Origin of the sequence: Enhygromyxa salina (genome assembly GCF_000737335.2) — a bacterium.
Taxonomy (GTDB): domain Bacteria; phylum Myxococcota_A; class Polyangia; order Nannocystales; family Nannocystaceae; genus Plesiocystis; species Plesiocystis salina_C.
Window position 1 is genome coordinate 58,336 of record NZ_JMCC02000041.1, and the last position, 15,263, is coordinate 73,598.

The following is a 15,263-nucleotide window of genomic DNA, read 5'->3' on the forward strand; positions in this document are numbered from 1 at the left end:
TGCTTACTCGGGCGTGCCGTGCTTCTTTTGATAGTCGGCGATCGCGGCCTTGATCGCGTCCTCGGCGAGCACCGAGCAGTGGATCTTGACCGGCGGCAACGACAGCTCTTCGGCGATCTGGCTGTTCTTGATCTGCATCGCGTCGGTCAGCTTCATGCCCTTGACCCACTCGGTCACCAGGCTGGAGCTGGCGATCGCGCTGCCGCACCCGTAGGTCTTGAATTTGGCGTCGGTGATCACATCACCTTCAACGCGGATCTGCAGCTTCATGACGTCGCCGCACGCGGGCGCGCCGACGATGCCGGTGCCCACGCCCTCGTCGTTCTTGTCGAGCGAGCCGACGTTGCGGGGATGCTCGTAGTGTTCGATGACCTTGTCGCTGTACGCCATGATGATTCTCCTGTTGCTGGGAACTCAGTGCGCCGTCCACTCGATCGACGCGAGGTCGATGCCCTCTTGAACCATCTCCCACAGCGGAGACATGGCCCGGAGGCGCTCGACGTTCTCACGAATGCGGTCGACCACATAGTCGACCTCTTCGCGGGTTGTGTAGCGGCCAATTGTCATGCGCAGGCTCGAGTGCGCGAGCTCGTCGTTGAGGCCCATCGCGCGCAGCACGTAGCTGGGCTCGAGGCTGGCCGAGGTGCAGGCCGAGCCGCTGGACACCGCGATGCCCTTGAGGCCCATGAGCAGCGACTCGCCCTCCACGTACGCGAACGAGATGTTCAGCGTGCCGGGCAGGTGGTGTGCGAGGGTGCCGTTGACGATCGCCTCGGGGATCTCTTGGGTCAGCCGCTCGCGCATGTGCTCGCGCAGGCCCAGGATCCGCTCGGTGTCCGCCGCCATGTCTTGCGCGGCGATCTCGGCGGCCGCGCCAAACCCCACGATCAACGGGACCGCGAGCGTGCCCGAACGGTTGCCGCGCTCGTGCCCGCCGCCGTGGATCTGCGGGGCGATCCGCACGCGCGGACGCCGACGCCGGACATACAGCGCGCCCACGCCCTTGGGCCCGTAGATCTTGTGGGCCGAGATGCTCATCAGGTCGATGTGCATCGCGTCGACGTCCAGCGGGATCTTGCCGTAGGCCTGGACCGCGTCGGTGTGGAACAAGACCTTGCGGGCGTGACACAGCGCGCCGATCTTGGCCAGCTCTTGGACCACGCCAGTCTCGTTGTTGGCGGCCATGATGCTGACCAAGATGGTCTCTGGCCGAAACGCGCGCTCGAGCTCGTCGAGGTCGATCATGCCGTCGGTGCCGACCCCGAGCCAGGTGACCTCGCAGCCATGCCGCTCGAGGTACTTGCAGGTGTCGATCACCGCCTTGTGCTCGGTCACGCAGGTGATGATGTGGTTGCCCTTCCCCTCGAGGAACTCGGCGACGCCCTTGATAGCCAGGTTGTTGGCCTCGGTCGCGCCGCTGGTGAAGGTGATCTCTTTTTCGTTGGCGTTGATCAGCGCCGCGACCCGCTCGCGGGCCTTGTCGACCGCCTCTTCGGCGACCCAGCCAAACTGATGCGTGCGGCTGGCCGAGTTGCCAAAGTGGGTCGTGAAGTAGGGCAACATCTGCGCGACCACGCGCTCGTCGACCGGGCAGGTCGCGGCGTAGTCCATATAGATCGGGGTCTCGATGCTCATGACGGGCTCACGTGCTCAGCTCTTCGTTGGAGTTGTTGGCGTTGGTGTCACCGCTGCCGCGGTTGAGGTGGATGCCCGAGACCAGCTTGGGCTCGGGCAGGCCACCGTGGCGATCGTCGCCACACTCGACACACGCTTTGGTGGAGGTCTCGCCGCAGCTGCGGCAGGCCTCGAGGTAGCTGAGGCTCTCGGCGATGTCGCGCTCGAGCTGCAACAGCTTTTGGATCTGTTCGCGGGTGTCGCGAAGCTTGCTCTGGAACAGCTCGCGGACCCCATGCATGGCCCCCGGTGCCGAGGCCGAAGACTCGACGGCCTCGAGCAAGCCGCGGATCTGGCCCAGTTTGAAGCCCATGTCCTGGAGCTTGCTGATCCAGTAGACCCGGGCGAGCTCGTCGGAGCCGTACAGCCGAAACCCGCCGTCCGAGCGCTCGGGCGAGAGCAAGCCCATCTCTTCGTAGAGATGGAGCGCGCGCACCGTCTTGCCGGTCTTGCGCGCGAGCTGGCCAATCTTCATCCGGGGCTTCGCCCCTGTCTTGACCGCGCTGCTTGGTTTGCCCATCGAGTTGCCCGTCCGGCTTGTTTGCCTGGTCCGCTGCAACTCTAACCCTAACGTGAGAGTTGAGTTGCCCCGCCAACATGACTGGACAAGCCGCTCGTGTCAACCCACCCAGGAACCGCGCAAACGGCTCGGAAGTGGCCTTCTAGCCAACCATGGGCCCAATCTACGACGGTCCACAACTCTGACGCACACGTGAGAGTGAGGGCGGACACGAGGCGCGGTGGGCTCCACGCGGTGGGCTCCAAAAAGAACGAGCCGGAGGGGTTCGCCTCCGGCTCGCTCGCTACCCTATTTTGTTCCCTACCTGTTGACGGGGCGGGCGGGGATCTTCTTGGGGATGATCGGCGGCGGCTTGGGTGCGCCGTCATCACCACCCTCGTCGCCACCAGCGGGCTCGATGGGGACCGGCTCCGGCGTTGGCTCGGGCGTTGGCTCGGGCGTTGGGTCAGTCTTCTCGTCGGGCGTGGGCGTGGGCGTGGGCTTTGGCGTGGGCGTCGGCACCTTCTTCGACTCTTCCTTGGCCTTCTCCGCGGCGTCCTCTTCGATGTTGAGCTCCTCGGAGATCTCAGCGTTGCGCGCGCCTTCCAAGATCGGATAGGCGAGCGCACCCGCGGCGACCATCGCCCCCACACCAGAGGCGACCAGCGCGGCCGGAGCCTGACCCGAGCGGGCCTTGTACGCGGCGAGCCGCGGCGAGGTTGGGTACGCGGTGACCAGCGCGCCGTACGAGGCGGCCGGATCACCACCCGAAGCGACGGCGACAGCAGCGGCGAGCGCAGCCTTGCCCTCGTCGTCGGCGTGGTGACCGAAGGCCTGCGCGGCCATGTGCAGCTGCATCTTGCCGCCGCTGTGGGTCATCCACATGGTGCCGCTCGACAGCGGCGAGGCCAGATCGAAGAACGCGACCACGAAGTCGGCCGGGACATCCTCCACGTTCTTCAACGCGGTCTTGATCAGCTCGCGGCTCTGCGGGCTGTGCAGCGCGTCGAGGGGCATGTGGGCGATCACGCTGACTTGGTTGGCGGCCAGCGCCGAGGTCAGCGAAGGCGGCAGATAGGCGACGAGACCATCGCTGGGCCCGTTGTTGCCGATCCCCGCGTCCGCGAGGTGGCCGATCGCCTCGGGCGTGGCCCCAAGCGCGAAGTTCAGCGAGTCGTTGGCCGCAAACATCCAGCCGTCGATCGTGAGGCCGGTCAGCTGCGCGAGCACGTTGGCTTCGGGGACACCCGACAGCCCGGCGTGCAGCGCCTTGACCGTCTCGGTGCCGACCGCGATGTCGACCATGCCGATGTCCCACTTGGCGCCCGGGAGGTCGAACTCCTTGTTGACCCCCTCGTTGACCATTGGCAGCACGGCCGAGAGCTCGGCCGCGACGGCTGGCCACGACGCGTCGTCGGTCAGCCCAACTTGCAGCGCGACCGCGGCCGGTTGGTAGTGACCAGCGAGCAGGAACTCACCGCTGAGCTTGCCAGCGAGCTCCTTGAAGGAGGGCGGCGCGCCGGGATCGTTGGCGATGTCCGCCGCCATCTCTTGCGCGATCAGCTGCGGCGAGACGCTGGCCCAGATGAAGCCCGAGCCCGGCCGCACGCCACGCAACAGCTTGCCCGGCGCCGGCGTCAGGGCGGCGGCCATTTCGTTGAAATCTGCGTCGCTCTGCGGCGGCGCGATACTCATGACCATCAGGCCCGGCGGCGTCTGGATCGCCAGGTGAACATCCTCTTCGGCGATGTCCATGATGATGTTCGAGGCCTCGAGGTCGACGCCCGCGAGGTTGGTCGAGATCGTCGCGCGCAGCGTCGCGGAGCCCGCGGAGCCCGCGGGCACATAGGCGTCGAGGCTGGCTTGGCTGTCCGCGCACGCGATGTAGCCCGCGGCGGTCTCGATCGCCTTGCACTGCATGTCGGGCGCGCCGTCATCGATCGCCTTCATCAGCTTGGGCAGCGCGTCGGGCTGGTCGCCCGAGTAAATGATCACGCCCTCGCCATCGGCGCCCTCGGCGATGACGATGCCCTTGTCGAGCTTCACGCCGCTGCTGGTGATCGTGGTCTTGGCTGCGTCGTACTGCAGCTTGCCCATGTTGTAGAGCATGCTGGCCGAAGCCAACTCCGAGAAATTGGGGTTGCCCTGGGCGGCCTTGCTCAGTCGATCGAGCGGCCCGCTCAGGAACCGGGAGCCCTCGTCGACATAGTCGAGGAACACGCTCGCGTCGCGCACGACCACGACGCCCTTGTACTGGCCAGCTTCCGACTTGGGCGCGAGCGCCAGCAGGTCGTCGAGCCCGGTCATCGGCGCCATCGCAACCGGCGGGGGCGCGAGCGCGGCCTCGGGCAGACCAGCTTCTTTTGCGGTCTCGAGCTCGACGGCAGCCTGTTCGGACTTGGCCTCGGGCTCGGATGCTTTGTCTTCGGTGTTCTCCTCAGCAGGTTTGTCTGCCTCGTCGGTTTGCCCGGTCAGCTCCTTGACCTTCTGGCAACCAGCGAGTCCGAGGGGAGCAGTGACAGCGAGCGCCGTGAGCAGCGTCAGGGGGATCGGGGGGGTCCAGGCACGTCGGTGTGTGCGCATGGGGCGGAGCATACTTGATTGAGGCCGACCGCGCGCCAGTGCCACGGGTGCAGTTGCAACGCGGCTGACTCACGCCGCCAGCTCTCTTGCTCCAGTGTCGAGCAGCGAGTGAACATCCCCCCATCTGCGGTCGTGGGCCGACGCGAGCGGGTCCTCGGTCGATTCGTGCTGTCGATTCGTGCTTCCGCTGCAGAGCGTCCGCGTGGTCATGCAAGACGAACATCGACTGCTGCTCGAAGGGCCGCACCAAATCCCGATCAACGAACAGATTGTGCGGGGCCTCGAAACTCCCCTCGAGGCCATACAGCGCACGCTTGGATCGCTTGGCTCGGACACCACATGGCGTGCAGCCCGCTGCACGATCCCGCTGGTTTTTCCGCTTCGAGTGCGGACGAGCACCGTCGAGATCGGGCCCGAGCTACGAGCGAAACCCGTTCACCCAGGCGCACAAAACATTGAAAACTCCAATAAATTCAGTTGACTGCAAACAAAAAGGATCGTCTCTTTGACACGCTGGTGAAACAACTTCACTTTGTTGTTCCAGCGTGAACCAAGTTCAGCAGCGGCATCTCCAGCTGCCACCCGTCATTCACATGCGAGAAAAGCGCAGGGAAGCCACCATCGAGCGCATCGTCGAGCAGGCGATGCATCTGCTCGAGACCGAGGGCTTCGAGGCCCTCACGATCCAGCGCCTCGCCAAGGAGCTGGGCTACGCCGTTGGTGCCCTGTATCGCTACTTCCGCTCAAAAGACGCGCTGCTGGTCGCGCTCTTGCACCGCGTCATGGATCGCATGGGCGAGGACATGGCTGCCGGGCTCGAGTGGGTCGACAACGAGCGTCTGCAGCGGCTGACCAGCGTGGGCGAGCCCGCCGACACGCCGCTCACAGAGAGCGAAGGCCTGCTTCGGCTGATCGTGGTCAGCAACGTCTACGTTGGCTTCGCGCAAGGTCGGCCCACGGAGTACGGCCTGATCTCCACCTTGATCGGCGACCCCCGCGAGTTCTTGGCGACCGAAGCCGCCGCGCCGATCTTTCCCGCGTTGGTGCGCCTGCAGCTCATGCTGACCGCGGTCATCAACGACGCCGTCCAAGCTGGGGCGCTGGCCGAAGGCGACGCGCGTGAACGCGGTGTGATCTTGTGGTCGGCCATGCAGGGTGTGTTGCAGCTGCGCAAGCTCGGTCGGTTTGGCGTCGCGGGCGTCGAGCTGGCCCGCCTGGTCCCGATCGCGCTGCGGACCCTGCTGCTGGGTTGGGGAGCCACGCGCGAGCTCGTCGACGAGCTCACCCCGCGGGCTGTGGAGATCTCCAGCGCCCTCAACCACCAACGCGCCCAGCGGCGCGCGCAGGAGCTGGCCGAGCACGAAGCTCGACTCGCGGAGTCCGAGCCCGAGTCCGAGTCCAACCCCGACCCCGTCCCCAACCCCGAACCCGAAGCAAGCACGCCCGATCTGCCTCAGGCAGACGAGTCCGATGAGGTAAATCATGGAACGACCTGATGAGCACGAGACCCACGGCCGTCCCTCGGTCACCCTTCGCTACCGGCTTTGCGACCAAGAAGATTGGCTCGAGCGCGAGGTCGAACTCGAGGCGTTCTTCGGCGGCGGCACGGATCACCCCGAAGATCTGTTTCATGACGTCGACTGGGTCCCGCAGCACGCGGCGGTCAGCTTGCTCGACGACATCGAGGCCGCTGACGTCGCCGTCACCGAGCTCACCTTTGCGGGCAGCGAGGGCGAAAAGCTGACGGTCAAAGAGACGTTTTGGAATCACGGCTACAGCCGCGTCATCGAGATCATGCAGCAGCTCGGCGAGCACTCCGAGCCCTATTGGGAGGTCATCGTGGATCTCCGCCGCGAGGCCGGCGAGACCTACGAGCTGATCCGGCTTGGCCGCGAGCGCGGGGCGGTCGTGCCCATTCACCACGCCGTCTCGCACGCGCGGCCCGACGGCAGCAAGCAAGACGTCACGCTGTTTCCTTCGCGCTGAGGATCTTCGGGGCTGTGCCGCGGTCACGTGGGTGCCCGCCGCAGCCCTTCGCCGTTGTCAGTACACGGCCCCGTGCAGGGTCACGCGCACGCGCTTGAGCCCGACCTTGCCGCTGCCGCCCCAGGGATCAATGCGCACGGCCTGGGTCGCCGCGCCGGGCACCATGCAATTGCCAAGGTCGACGCCGACCGCGTGGACCTCCCACGAGTGTGAGATCTGGGCGTCCGCCACCCCGCAACCGTTGAGCGGGTTGCTGACCTCCATCGTTGCAGGTGAGCCAACCGAGATGCTGCGGCCCTCGATGCACACGCTCGCGTAGTCGTAGTCGATGAGATCTTGCAGGCCCATCATGATCTGCCAGGTGCCCGAGATTGACGCGACGATGCCGATCGGATCATTGGTCATCGAGTTGCCGCCAAACTCGAAGATCTCGGGCCACGACTCCTGCCCCCACGCCCACTCCGGCTCGGTCCACCCCGGGGTGTCGGAGTAGGACCACGAAGGTGAGCTGACCGAGCCGAGCTGCCAGTACTCGATCTCCACCCATGGGCCGTCGTTGGGGAAGTCGCAGGCGTCGTAGGTGATCGGGTCGCCGTCGCCGTCGCCCGTGTCCCCGTCTCCGTCGCCGTCGCCGTCTCCCGTGTCTCCGTCGCCGTCGCCGTCGCCCGTGTCCCCGTCGCCGTCGCCGTCGCCCGTGTCGCCGTCACCGTCACCGTCGCCCGTGTCCCCATCGCCGTCGCCCGTGTCCCCGTCACCATCGCCGTCGCCCGTGTCTCCGTCTCCGTCTCCTGGATCTCCGTCACCGTCGCCCGTGTCCCCGTCTCCGTCGCCCGTGTCCCCATCGCCGTCGCCCGTGTCCCCGTCACCGTCACCCGTGTCCCCGTCACCCGAGCCACTGGTCTCGGTCGTGCCCAACGAGGCCCCATCGGACGCCCCATCGTCGCCACAAGCCAAGACCGCACCAAACAGCGCAACGAACACGAGGGTCAGATCACGGGAGCGCACGCGGCATCGAAGCACAGACCCACGCTGCTGACTACCGCTGCTGCGCACACAGCACCTCGCTTCGGCGTTTGGCCCGGCCCCACTAACGTATGCTCTAGCCTCACCCAGAAGCAGAATCGGATGACTCGAAGGACCACACACCAACCGCCCAGCAGGCCAACGGCGCAGGCTCTCGACCGCAGCGGGGCGGGTTCGCGTTGAAGTTCTGGGAGAGCGGCGCGATGCTGACCGCGCTGGCGGTCGTCGGCCTGCTGCTTGGCTGCGAGCTGCTCGCGCGGGTGGTTCCGGCGTTGCGGCGCCTGGGCCTGCCGTTGGCGATCCTCGCGGGCGCGCTCGGCCTGCTGTTGGGCGAGCAGGCCCTCGGGCTGTTCGCCCTCGACGTCGAGCTGCTCGAGTCGGTCGTCTATCACGGCCTCGCGATCGTGTTCATCTCGGTCGGACTCAAAGCCCCAACAGAGGGCGGTCGCTCGGCCGCCTCGCGGTCGATGGCCTTCGCGATCGTGGCGATGATGGCCACCCAAGCCGTGATCGGCCTGGGCGTGGTGCTGCTGCTCGACAGCGCGCTGCACCCGGGATTTGGCTTGTTGTTGCCGATGGGCTTCGAAGAGGGCCCCGGCCAGGCGCTGTCGCTTGGCTCCGCGTGGGAGCAGTCGGGGCTGCCGAAGGGTGCGCAGGTCGGGCTGATCATCGCGGTGATCGGCTACGGCTGGTCGGTGGTCGCCGGGGTGCCCTTGGTCATCTGGGGTCGGCGCAAAGGCTTGACCGCACCCGGGCTCGCGTCCACGGGCGCGGGCAACACCCAGACCGTGAGCGTGGCACGGTCGGAGCCCGGCAGCGTCGACGCCCTGACCGCCCAGATCGCCGTGGTTGGCCTGTGCTACCTGCTGACCTGGGCCCTGTGTTCCGGCTTGGCTCGGGCGTTGGCGGGCATGCCGGACATCGCCGCGACCGTGTGGGGCTTCCACTTCATCTTTGGTGCTGGGATCGCCATGGGCATGCGTCCCCTGCTCGCCCGCATGCCCGGCGGCACACCCGTCAACGATCACCTCATGGGTCGCGTCAGCGGCCTCACGATCGACGTCATCACCTGCGCTGCCTTGGCGGCCGTACAGATCGCCGTGCTCTCTTCGCACTGGCTCCCGATCGTGTTGGTCACCGTGCTCGGCGGGCTGTGGACGCTGGTGTTCGCCGTGTGGGTGGCCAAGCGCGCCTGGACCGAGGCCCCCTTCGAGCACGCCGTGCTCTACTTCGGCATGTCCACCGGCACGCTCCCGACCGGGCTCGCGCTGCTGCGGGTCGTCGATCCCGACCTGCGCAGCCCCGCGGCGGTGAGCGCCGTGTTCGGCTCGGCGGGCGCGGTCGCGGGCGTGGTCCCCCTGCTCATGGGCCTGATCCCCATGACGGTCGCCAGCTACACCACGGACTGGCCCGCGCGAGGGTGGTTGATGCTCGGCGCCCTGCTTGCCTACGCCGTCGCCGTGTTCGTGCTGTGGCGCCTATTTGGCGGCCTGCGATTTCGCCGACCACTCGCTACATTCTGGCCAGACTAGAATCACGCATTGTGCGCGCCCACCCGTTGGGTTGGTCTTAGGTCCAAGTGAACAAATCCGCAGATTTTTGGACACCTGCCCAGTACTGTACGAACCTCCAGAAATGCACCCGTTCACTCATCACGGCACCCCTTCCCTGCTGCGCCTCATCGTCGAGCTCCGGGGCTCGGATATGCCCTCAAACGGTGTTTTTCTGGCTGCAATCAGTGAGCGAGAGCCCGAGACCGTGGCCGAACAGCTCGACGAGCTCGAGCGCCGCGGCCTGATCTCGTGGTCCGAGGGCGGCGAGCAGTGGACCCCGACCATGCGGGGTCTGCTGATCGGGATTGGCCTGCCGGCCTTCGAGCCTGGCGAGGTCGACTGGTCCAACGACCAAATCGGCAACCAGCACGGCGACCAAGCCGAGTGCGCCTGAACCCCACCCGCGGGGTCTGCTAGTCGAGCACCATGGCCTCACGGTCGGGGTATTGCCCGTCCTGGAGTGCTACCGTGAGTCCGACAATGTCGGAAGTCGCAAAAGCGGTCAAACCACTCTTCGACAAGTTCATCGACTTTTTTGACATCTTTGATCTCTCGTTCTTCGTGTCTGGCGCGACCTTTGTCGCTGCGATCGCCTGGGCCGGCCTGACGCCCGATCTTGCCCAACTGCTCGGGTTCGAGCCAACCGAGTCCGGCGGCTGGTTGGTCACGGGGCAGATGCCCGGCATCACCGTCGTCGCCCTGATCCTGGCGAGTTATGTATCGGGCATGAGCGCCTTCGCGGTCGGCCGCTTCATCCGCAAGTGGGTGTTCCGGGCCAAGGACTGGATCGTTGGCGCGCCCCGGCACAGGCACTCGTTGTTCGACGATCTCGAGCGGCACGGCGTCCTGATCCGGCGGCTGAGCGGACATGGGTTTCGCGTCAACCCAGAGTTTGACCGGATCCCGTGGCTCAAGCGCTACTTGATCGACGGCGGCGAAGGCAAAGAGCCCGCGCTCTACGTGCGCATGTGGGCCGAGATCCGCCAGCGTGAACGGTTCGCGCCCTCGTTCTCGCTGCTGCGTCGGTACTGGGTCAGCGCCGCCACCCTCGATGGTTTGTTTGTCGCGTTTTGTACCTGGGGGGTGTTGTTGGCGCTGAAGGATCACACCGTGCACGGGTGGTTTCCGTGCGCGGCGACGCTGTGCGGGGCGGTCTTTTGTCTGCGCGAGGCTCAGCGCTATGGGGTGTTTCAGCGTGAGGAACTGGTCGCTACGTTGCTGCATGTGTACGACCTGCCGGACCAGGAGTTGGCGGTGATGATGAACGGCGGGGCTGCGACGGCGCCGGCGCCTGCTGGTGGTGCGACTGCTGGTGCGGCTGGGCAGACGGGGTTGCTGGCTGCGACGACGGAGGCGGTGCGGGTGGATGAGGCGAACGTCGTGAGCGTGGAAGGTGGGGAGCTGGGGGCTGCGTTGCCCGAGGCGTCCGAGCTCGAGCGGGGGTAGTGGTCGCTCTTGCTGGTGTTCGGGGCGGAGGCGGGGGCGGTGAGCTCCGGCTGCCTCCGAACGGAATGGCGAGCCGACCAGTGTTGTGAAAATAAAAACGACCTTGCACAACACCTCAAACCGCGATACACCGGCGGAGGTCCCACCAGGAGCTTCGCCATGGCCTACGTCCGCAACCACGGTAACCAGATCGCCATCGTTCACGGCGAGCGCGATCCCGAGACCCGCAAGGTCCAGCAGCAAGTGCTGTTCACCATTTGCTCTCGACCGGAGGCCCAGGAGGTCCTTGGTCGGGGAGCCGGCAACTGGCGCCTCGACTACATGCTCGAGCAACGCTACCCGCAGATCCGCTTCGACTGGGATCGGATCCGGGCGGGTATCGAGGAGCGCATGGACACGCTCCCGGATATCTATCCCTACCGCGCTGGCGAGGTCTTGGGTCAGTTCCGCCATGATCTGTGCGCCTTCACTCGACAGCTCGGTCACGCCGACCCGCAGTGCATGTACTCGGCCTCGGAGTTGCTGCGCGAGCACCGAATCGAGTTGGAGTACCTGCGCGATCTGATCGACTGGCGGCTCTCGGTCTGCGACCAAGAGCCCGACCAGTTCAACGGTGACAACGCGTTCTACTGGCGCCGCCGACTGCAGCCGAACGATGAGCCCCCCGAGGTCATCGAGATGATGGCCAAGCTCGACGCCGAGGGAGATCTGGACCGACTCGAGGCTCTCGCTAGGTTGTTCATCGACTGCTACGACAACTACGCAGAAGGCCACATCTACTTGGGCGTCGTCGCCCAGCGGCGCGGGGACGTCGAGGCGGCGGTCGAGCACTTCGAGCGGGCGATCGAGCAAGGTCGCAAGTTGTTCCCGAAGCGGCTAGCGAAGCAGCACTATTGGTCCAAGCACGAGACTCGGCCATACATGCGAGCGATGCGTAGCCTAGCGGGGGCGCTGCAGCAGCTGTCTCGGTACGACGAGGCGTTGGAGATCTGCGAGCGGATGGAGCGCGAGTGTGGCGACGTGGACGCGGCCGAGACCTTCCGCGCGGACATCTACCTGAACATGGGTCGTTGGAGTGAGGCCAGGAAGGCCGCCGAGCGCTTGGTGGAAATCTGGCCCGAGCATGCCTACGTCGCGGCCTTCGCCGCGCTCGAGCAAGGCGACCGCGACGGCGCGCTGCAATGGTTCTTGCACGGAACCCTCATGCTTCCACGGACGGGGCAGATCCTGCTGGGGCGACGAATCTCTCGACCACAGGGCTCCGACGAGGTCCGCGATCACAACCTGGGTGTCGCCGCGGTCGAAAGCCTGGCGGACTTCCTCGCCAAGCTCTCGCGCTCGTCACGGGCGTTCTTCAAGGCCATCCTCGACACGCCAACGACCCAAGCGCTGCTGACCGAGGTCGACGAGGTCGCGCAGCGTTGGGAGGAAGAGCGTCGGCGCGGTGTTCGGGACGCCTACGATCGCATGCAGGAGCTGCGCAGTGTCGCGTTTTCGCGGGAGATCGCCACCCAGGTGCGCGCAGAGATGAGGAGGTGAGTGCGCCCGTTCACGACTGAGCTGGAAGCCGGAGGTGAGCAAACACCGAGAGCTGTTTGTGGCGGCGATGTCACTCGCAAATATTCTGACTTCGAGCATGCATATGTGCCTGGTCATTTGTCCTGGTCAAATCGAGCGAGACTCGCGAGTTCTACCTGGTGCTCGATGAGACCCTCGAGATCGCCGAAGCCCTCCTCGCTATCGATGCGCCGGGCACCTTCGCTGTCCGGCTCCGCGTCCCCGCCGAGGAACTGCAACTACACCTGCGCAAGGTTGGACCGATCGAGTTTCCGATCAGCTCTGCGACCACCTCACGCATGCTCGCGCTCGCTACCCGCTCCAGGTTCGGCTGGGGCGAACACACGATCACCGACCCCGCGGTTCGTAGCGGCTGGGAGCTACGAAAGTCTCGGATCAAGATCGACGGGCGTCGCTGGAGCCCCGTGTTGCGCAAGCACCTCGTCGAGATCCGCGAGCAGCTCGGCCTCCCAGACACGGGCCGCCTGCGCGCGACCCTCGACAAGCTGACAATCTATGGGCCGGGTGAGTTCTTCGCCACTCACCAGGACACGGAGAAGGACGACGACATGATCGCCACGCTCGTCGTCGTGCTGCCCTCGAGCTTCACGGGCGGTGTGTTTCGCTGCTCGCGTGCGGACGAGCGCGTAGAGTTTCGGCGAACGAAGCGAGGCGCCGAGCAACTCGATCTGATCGCGTTTTACAGTGACTGCCAACACGAGATCCGTCCGGTCACGACCGGCCACCGCGTCGCCCTCGTCTACCGGCTCGGGTTCGAAGCCAAAAGCAGTCGAGCCCAGGAGCCAGTGGTTGGCGGGCAAGCGATCGAACAGCTCGAGCGAGCGGTCGCCGAGCACTTCGAGCTTGGCGCAGAGAAGCTCGTGGTGCTGCTCGATCACGAGTACACCCCGCGAAACCTCGGCTGGTCCCGTCTCAAGCACGGCGACCACATCCGTGCGGCGAGCTTGTGCGAGGTCGGGGCCAACCTCGAGCTCGACATCCATCTCGCGCTGGCCGACATCCATGAGGCCTGGCAGTGCTCGCCCTCGATCTCGAGCTATCGCTCGAGGTGGTCGCACTGGAATGACGATGACGATGACGATGACGATGACGACTACACCCTCGAAGAGATGCACGACTCGAGCGTCACGTTGCGACATTGGCGAAGCGCGGCGGACACACCTGCTGACTACGATGATCTCGTCGCCCGTGAAGACGAGCTGTGCTTCACGACCGCCAACGACACCTTCGATCCGGTTGCGACGGACTATCAGGGGTACATGGGCAACTACGGCGACACCCTCGACCGTTGGTACCACCGCGCGGCGATCGTGATGTGGCCGAAGGCCAACGCATTTCTCGTCGAGGCCCGACTCGATCCGCGCGCGGCGATCCGCCAGCTGATCGCACGGCAACACAAGGGCGAATCAGACCCGAGGCTCCAGGCCTTGATCGTCATCTGGCCCAATTGCGTCGAGGCCGAGCCAAGCGAGGCCCTGGTCACCGATGTCTTTCGCCTCGCAGCGCTGATCGACGATCCCGACCTCGCCGCGGCCTTCCTTGTACCAGTGAAACCCGAGTCGATGAGCGCTGGCGTCATCCCGCCGCTGCTGCAGGCCACGCGACGCCACGGTCCTGCCTGGTGCGAGGCCCTGTTGAACGAGTGGCACACGAACGCATCCGGGCGAAGCTCGGGTCGGTGGCGCGCGAGCTACCCCCACGCCTGGCTCGGCAACTTGGTCGACGCTGACAAACAGCTCGGGCCGAGGCTCGCGGCCGTCATTGTCGCCAAGCAATGGGACGAGGCGCAGGCGGTGCGAGCGACGCCAGCCCACGCCCGTTCGCCCTACGCAACGGGCCGGACCCCTTTCGAGCTCACGTCACTCGTGGACTTGCTGAGCGCGAGCGTACTCGCCGGAGCGAGGAAAGTTCACGACTCGATCGTCGCGCAGCTGACCTCGAAGGACTCGAGCCTGTCGGCGCTCGAGCTCGCGTCGGTGACCTTGCGTGTGCATGAGCGGCTCGGCGCCAAGCGCTGGCGAGACTGGGGTACCGCTCGACTCGCAGTCCACGCGAAGCGCTCGCTCTCGGCCGCGCTCGCCAAGCCAGCCCGCGAGCGTGGGGACTGGCGGATCATCGTCCCACGGCGCTGCAACTGCAGCGATTGCGCGACCTTGTACGAGTTCCTCGAGTCGAACGAGATCGGCACGATCTGCCCGCTAGCCAAGGCCCGGCGTCAACACCTGCACCAGGTCATCGATGGCGACGGCGTGCCCGTCAATCACGTGACCGAGCGACGCGGCAGTCCCTATCGGCTGGTGCTGACCAAACGGGTGCAGTTGTTCTCGCTGGACGCGGAGGGCCGAGTCCGGCAAGCGGACGTGCTGCGGCGACTTGCGGAGCTGGATTGAGCGTCGCCGAGCTTGGGGCTCGCGCGGAGTACTGCCAGTTATCCCCTGCTGGCGTGCTTCCGGCGGTCAGAGGCGCCACTCGTCGAAGACGGGCAGGGGTGGCATGTCAACGCGGAGTTGGTCTGCGTAGTTCAAGAGCATCGCGGCTGTCCGCGCCAAACTCGCCGCTTCGCTCGCGATCTACGTGACCCGGTACAATCGCTACGATCTCGGGCGGACAGGTGTTGAGGAGTTGGTTGAGTTCCGCCGTGGGCACGCTGGGGAGACATGCGCGAGTTCCCCGCACACGAGACTGCGCGAACTCGATCAGGGTTTGCACGGAAGCCTTAGGCACAGCTACGATCGTCCTTTCCAAACATGGTTTACAGGCGCCACTCGTCGAGGATGGACAGCGGTGGCATCGCGCTGCGGATCTGGGCATGAGGGCGACGTCAGTGCCAGAGTTGTACCGGGTCACGTAGATCGCGAGCGAAGCGGCGAGTTTGTCTCGCACTGGCCGCGAGCATTGGCGAGCGACGTGAGAGCTCTCTC

At 65.9% G+C, this 15,263-nt stretch carries 13 protein-coding genes; 8 read left to right on the plus strand and 5 right to left on the minus strand.

Going from position 1 to position 15,263, the window contains the following annotated elements:
* Positions 1-3: 3 nt before the first annotated feature.
* The 4 genes from iscU to DB30_RS41490 all read right to left on the minus strand — a co-directional run bounded on the left by iscU (position 4) and on the right by DB30_RS41490 (position 4,756).
* Complete coding sequence (gene iscU, locus DB30_RS16975; protein WP_052550139.1) at positions 4-390, minus strand: Fe-S cluster assembly scaffold IscU; 387 nt, start codon at positions 388-390, stop codon at positions 4-6.
* Positions 391-414: 24 nt separating this feature from the next.
* Positions 415-1,635, minus strand: a complete 1,221-nt coding sequence (locus tag DB30_RS16980; protein WP_052550143.1) for an IscS subfamily cysteine desulfurase — start codon at positions 1,633-1,635, stop codon at positions 415-417.
* A gap of 7 nt (positions 1,636-1,642) precedes the next feature.
* A complete protein-coding gene (locus tag DB30_RS16985; RefSeq protein WP_165703813.1) occupies positions 1,643-2,149 on the minus strand; it encodes a MerR family transcriptional regulator in 507 nt (168 codons plus the stop codon).
* Between the two features lie 345 nt (positions 2,150-2,494).
* Entirely contained in the window at positions 2,495-4,756 is a 2,262-nt protein-coding gene (locus tag DB30_RS41490; protein WP_052550146.1) for a hypothetical protein, read from the minus strand.
* Positions 4,757-4,964: 208 nt separating this feature from the next.
* Here DB30_RS41490 and DB30_RS16995 point away from each other — a divergent pair, with 208 nt between their 5' ends.
* The 3 genes from DB30_RS16995 (at position 4,965) to DB30_RS17005 (ending at position 6,742) form a co-directional block, all read left to right on the plus strand.
* Positions 4,965-5,237 carry a hypothetical protein gene (locus DB30_RS16995; protein ID WP_146659297.1) on the plus strand — a complete coding sequence of 91 codons (273 nt, stop codon included), beginning with the start codon at positions 4,965-4,967 and terminating at the stop codon, positions 5,235-5,237.
* A gap of 112 nt (positions 5,238-5,349) precedes the next feature.
* Positions 5,350-6,252, plus strand: coding sequence for a TetR/AcrR family transcriptional regulator (locus tag DB30_RS17000; RefSeq protein ID WP_146659298.1), 903 nt, complete (start codon positions 5,350-5,352; stop codon positions 6,250-6,252).
* The gene (locus DB30_RS17005) at positions 6,239-6,742 is read left to right on the plus strand and encodes a hypothetical protein (RefSeq protein WP_052550152.1); all 504 of its coding nucleotides are present in this window, start codon (positions 6,239-6,241) and stop codon (positions 6,740-6,742) included. The genes DB30_RS17000 and DB30_RS17005 overlap by 14 nt, the downstream gene beginning before the upstream one ends.
* Positions 6,743-6,799: 57 nt before the next feature.
* Here the strand turns inward: DB30_RS17005 and DB30_RS17010 are convergent, their stop codons facing one another.
* Positions 6,800-7,747 carry a hypothetical protein gene (locus tag DB30_RS17010; protein ID WP_052550154.1) on the minus strand — a complete coding sequence of 316 codons (948 nt, stop codon included), beginning with the start codon at positions 7,745-7,747 and terminating at the stop codon, positions 6,800-6,802.
* Positions 7,748-7,968: 221 nt separating this feature from the next.
* Here DB30_RS17010 and DB30_RS17015 point away from each other — a divergent pair, with 221 nt between their 5' ends.
* The 5 genes from DB30_RS17015 (at position 7,969) to DB30_RS17035 (ending at position 14,732) form a co-directional block, all read left to right on the plus strand.
* Positions 7,969-9,297, plus strand: a complete 1,329-nt coding sequence (locus DB30_RS17015) for a sodium/glutamate symporter family protein (RefSeq protein ID WP_146659299.1) — start codon at positions 7,969-7,971, stop codon at positions 9,295-9,297.
* A gap of 226 nt (positions 9,298-9,523) precedes the next feature.
* Positions 9,524-9,712: a hypothetical protein gene (locus DB30_RS41495; protein WP_205633006.1), complete on the plus strand. Its 189-nt coding sequence runs from the start codon at positions 9,524-9,526 to the stop codon at positions 9,710-9,712.
* Between the two features lie 86 nt (positions 9,713-9,798).
* Entirely contained in the window at positions 9,799-10,764 is a 966-nt protein-coding gene (locus DB30_RS42795; protein ID WP_052550159.1) for a hypothetical protein, read from the plus strand.
* Between the two features lie 159 nt (positions 10,765-10,923).
* Positions 10,924-12,303: a tetratricopeptide repeat protein gene (locus tag DB30_RS17030; protein WP_052550161.1), complete on the plus strand. Its 1,380-nt coding sequence runs from the start codon at positions 10,924-10,926 to the stop codon at positions 12,301-12,303.
* 158 nt (positions 12,304-12,461) lie between these two features.
* Entirely contained in the window at positions 12,462-14,732 is a 2,271-nt protein-coding gene (locus DB30_RS17035) for a 2OG-Fe(II) oxygenase (protein ID WP_052550163.1), read from the plus strand.
* Positions 14,733-15,263 lie beyond the last annotated feature (531 nt).

Bases quoted from the DNA above. Each gene is read 5' to 3' on its own strand.
- DB30_RS17015 (WP_146659299.1), top strand. From the start codon at position 7,969: ATGCTGACCGCGCTGGCGGTCGTCGGCCTGCTGCTTGGCTGCGAGCTG.
- DB30_RS17030 (WP_052550161.1), top strand. From the start codon at position 10,924: ATGGCCTACGTCCGCAACCACGGTAACCAGATCGCCATCGTTCACGGC.
- DB30_RS41490 (WP_052550146.1), bottom strand. From the start codon at position 4,756: ATGCGCACACACCGACGTGCCTGGACCCCCCCGATCCCCCTGACGCTG.
- DB30_RS17005 (WP_052550152.1), top strand. From the start codon at position 6,239: ATGGAACGACCTGATGAGCACGAGACCCACGGCCGTCCCTCGGTCACC.
- DB30_RS16995 (WP_146659297.1), top strand. From the start codon at position 4,965: ATGCAAGACGAACATCGACTGCTGCTCGAAGGGCCGCACCAAATCCCG.
- iscU (WP_052550139.1), bottom strand. From the start codon at position 390: ATGGCGTACAGCGACAAGGTCATCGAACACTACGAGCATCCCCGCAAC.
- DB30_RS16980 (WP_052550143.1), bottom strand. From the start codon at position 1,635: ATGAGCATCGAGACCCCGATCTATATGGACTACGCCGCGACCTGCCCG.
- DB30_RS16985 (WP_165703813.1), bottom strand. From the start codon at position 2,149: ATGAAGATTGGCCAGCTCGCGCGCAAGACCGGCAAGACGGTGCGCGCG.
- DB30_RS42795 (WP_052550159.1), top strand. From the start codon at position 9,799: ATGTCGGAAGTCGCAAAAGCGGTCAAACCACTCTTCGACAAGTTCATC.
- DB30_RS17000 (WP_146659298.1), top strand. From the start codon at position 5,350: ATGCGAGAAAAGCGCAGGGAAGCCACCATCGAGCGCATCGTCGAGCAG.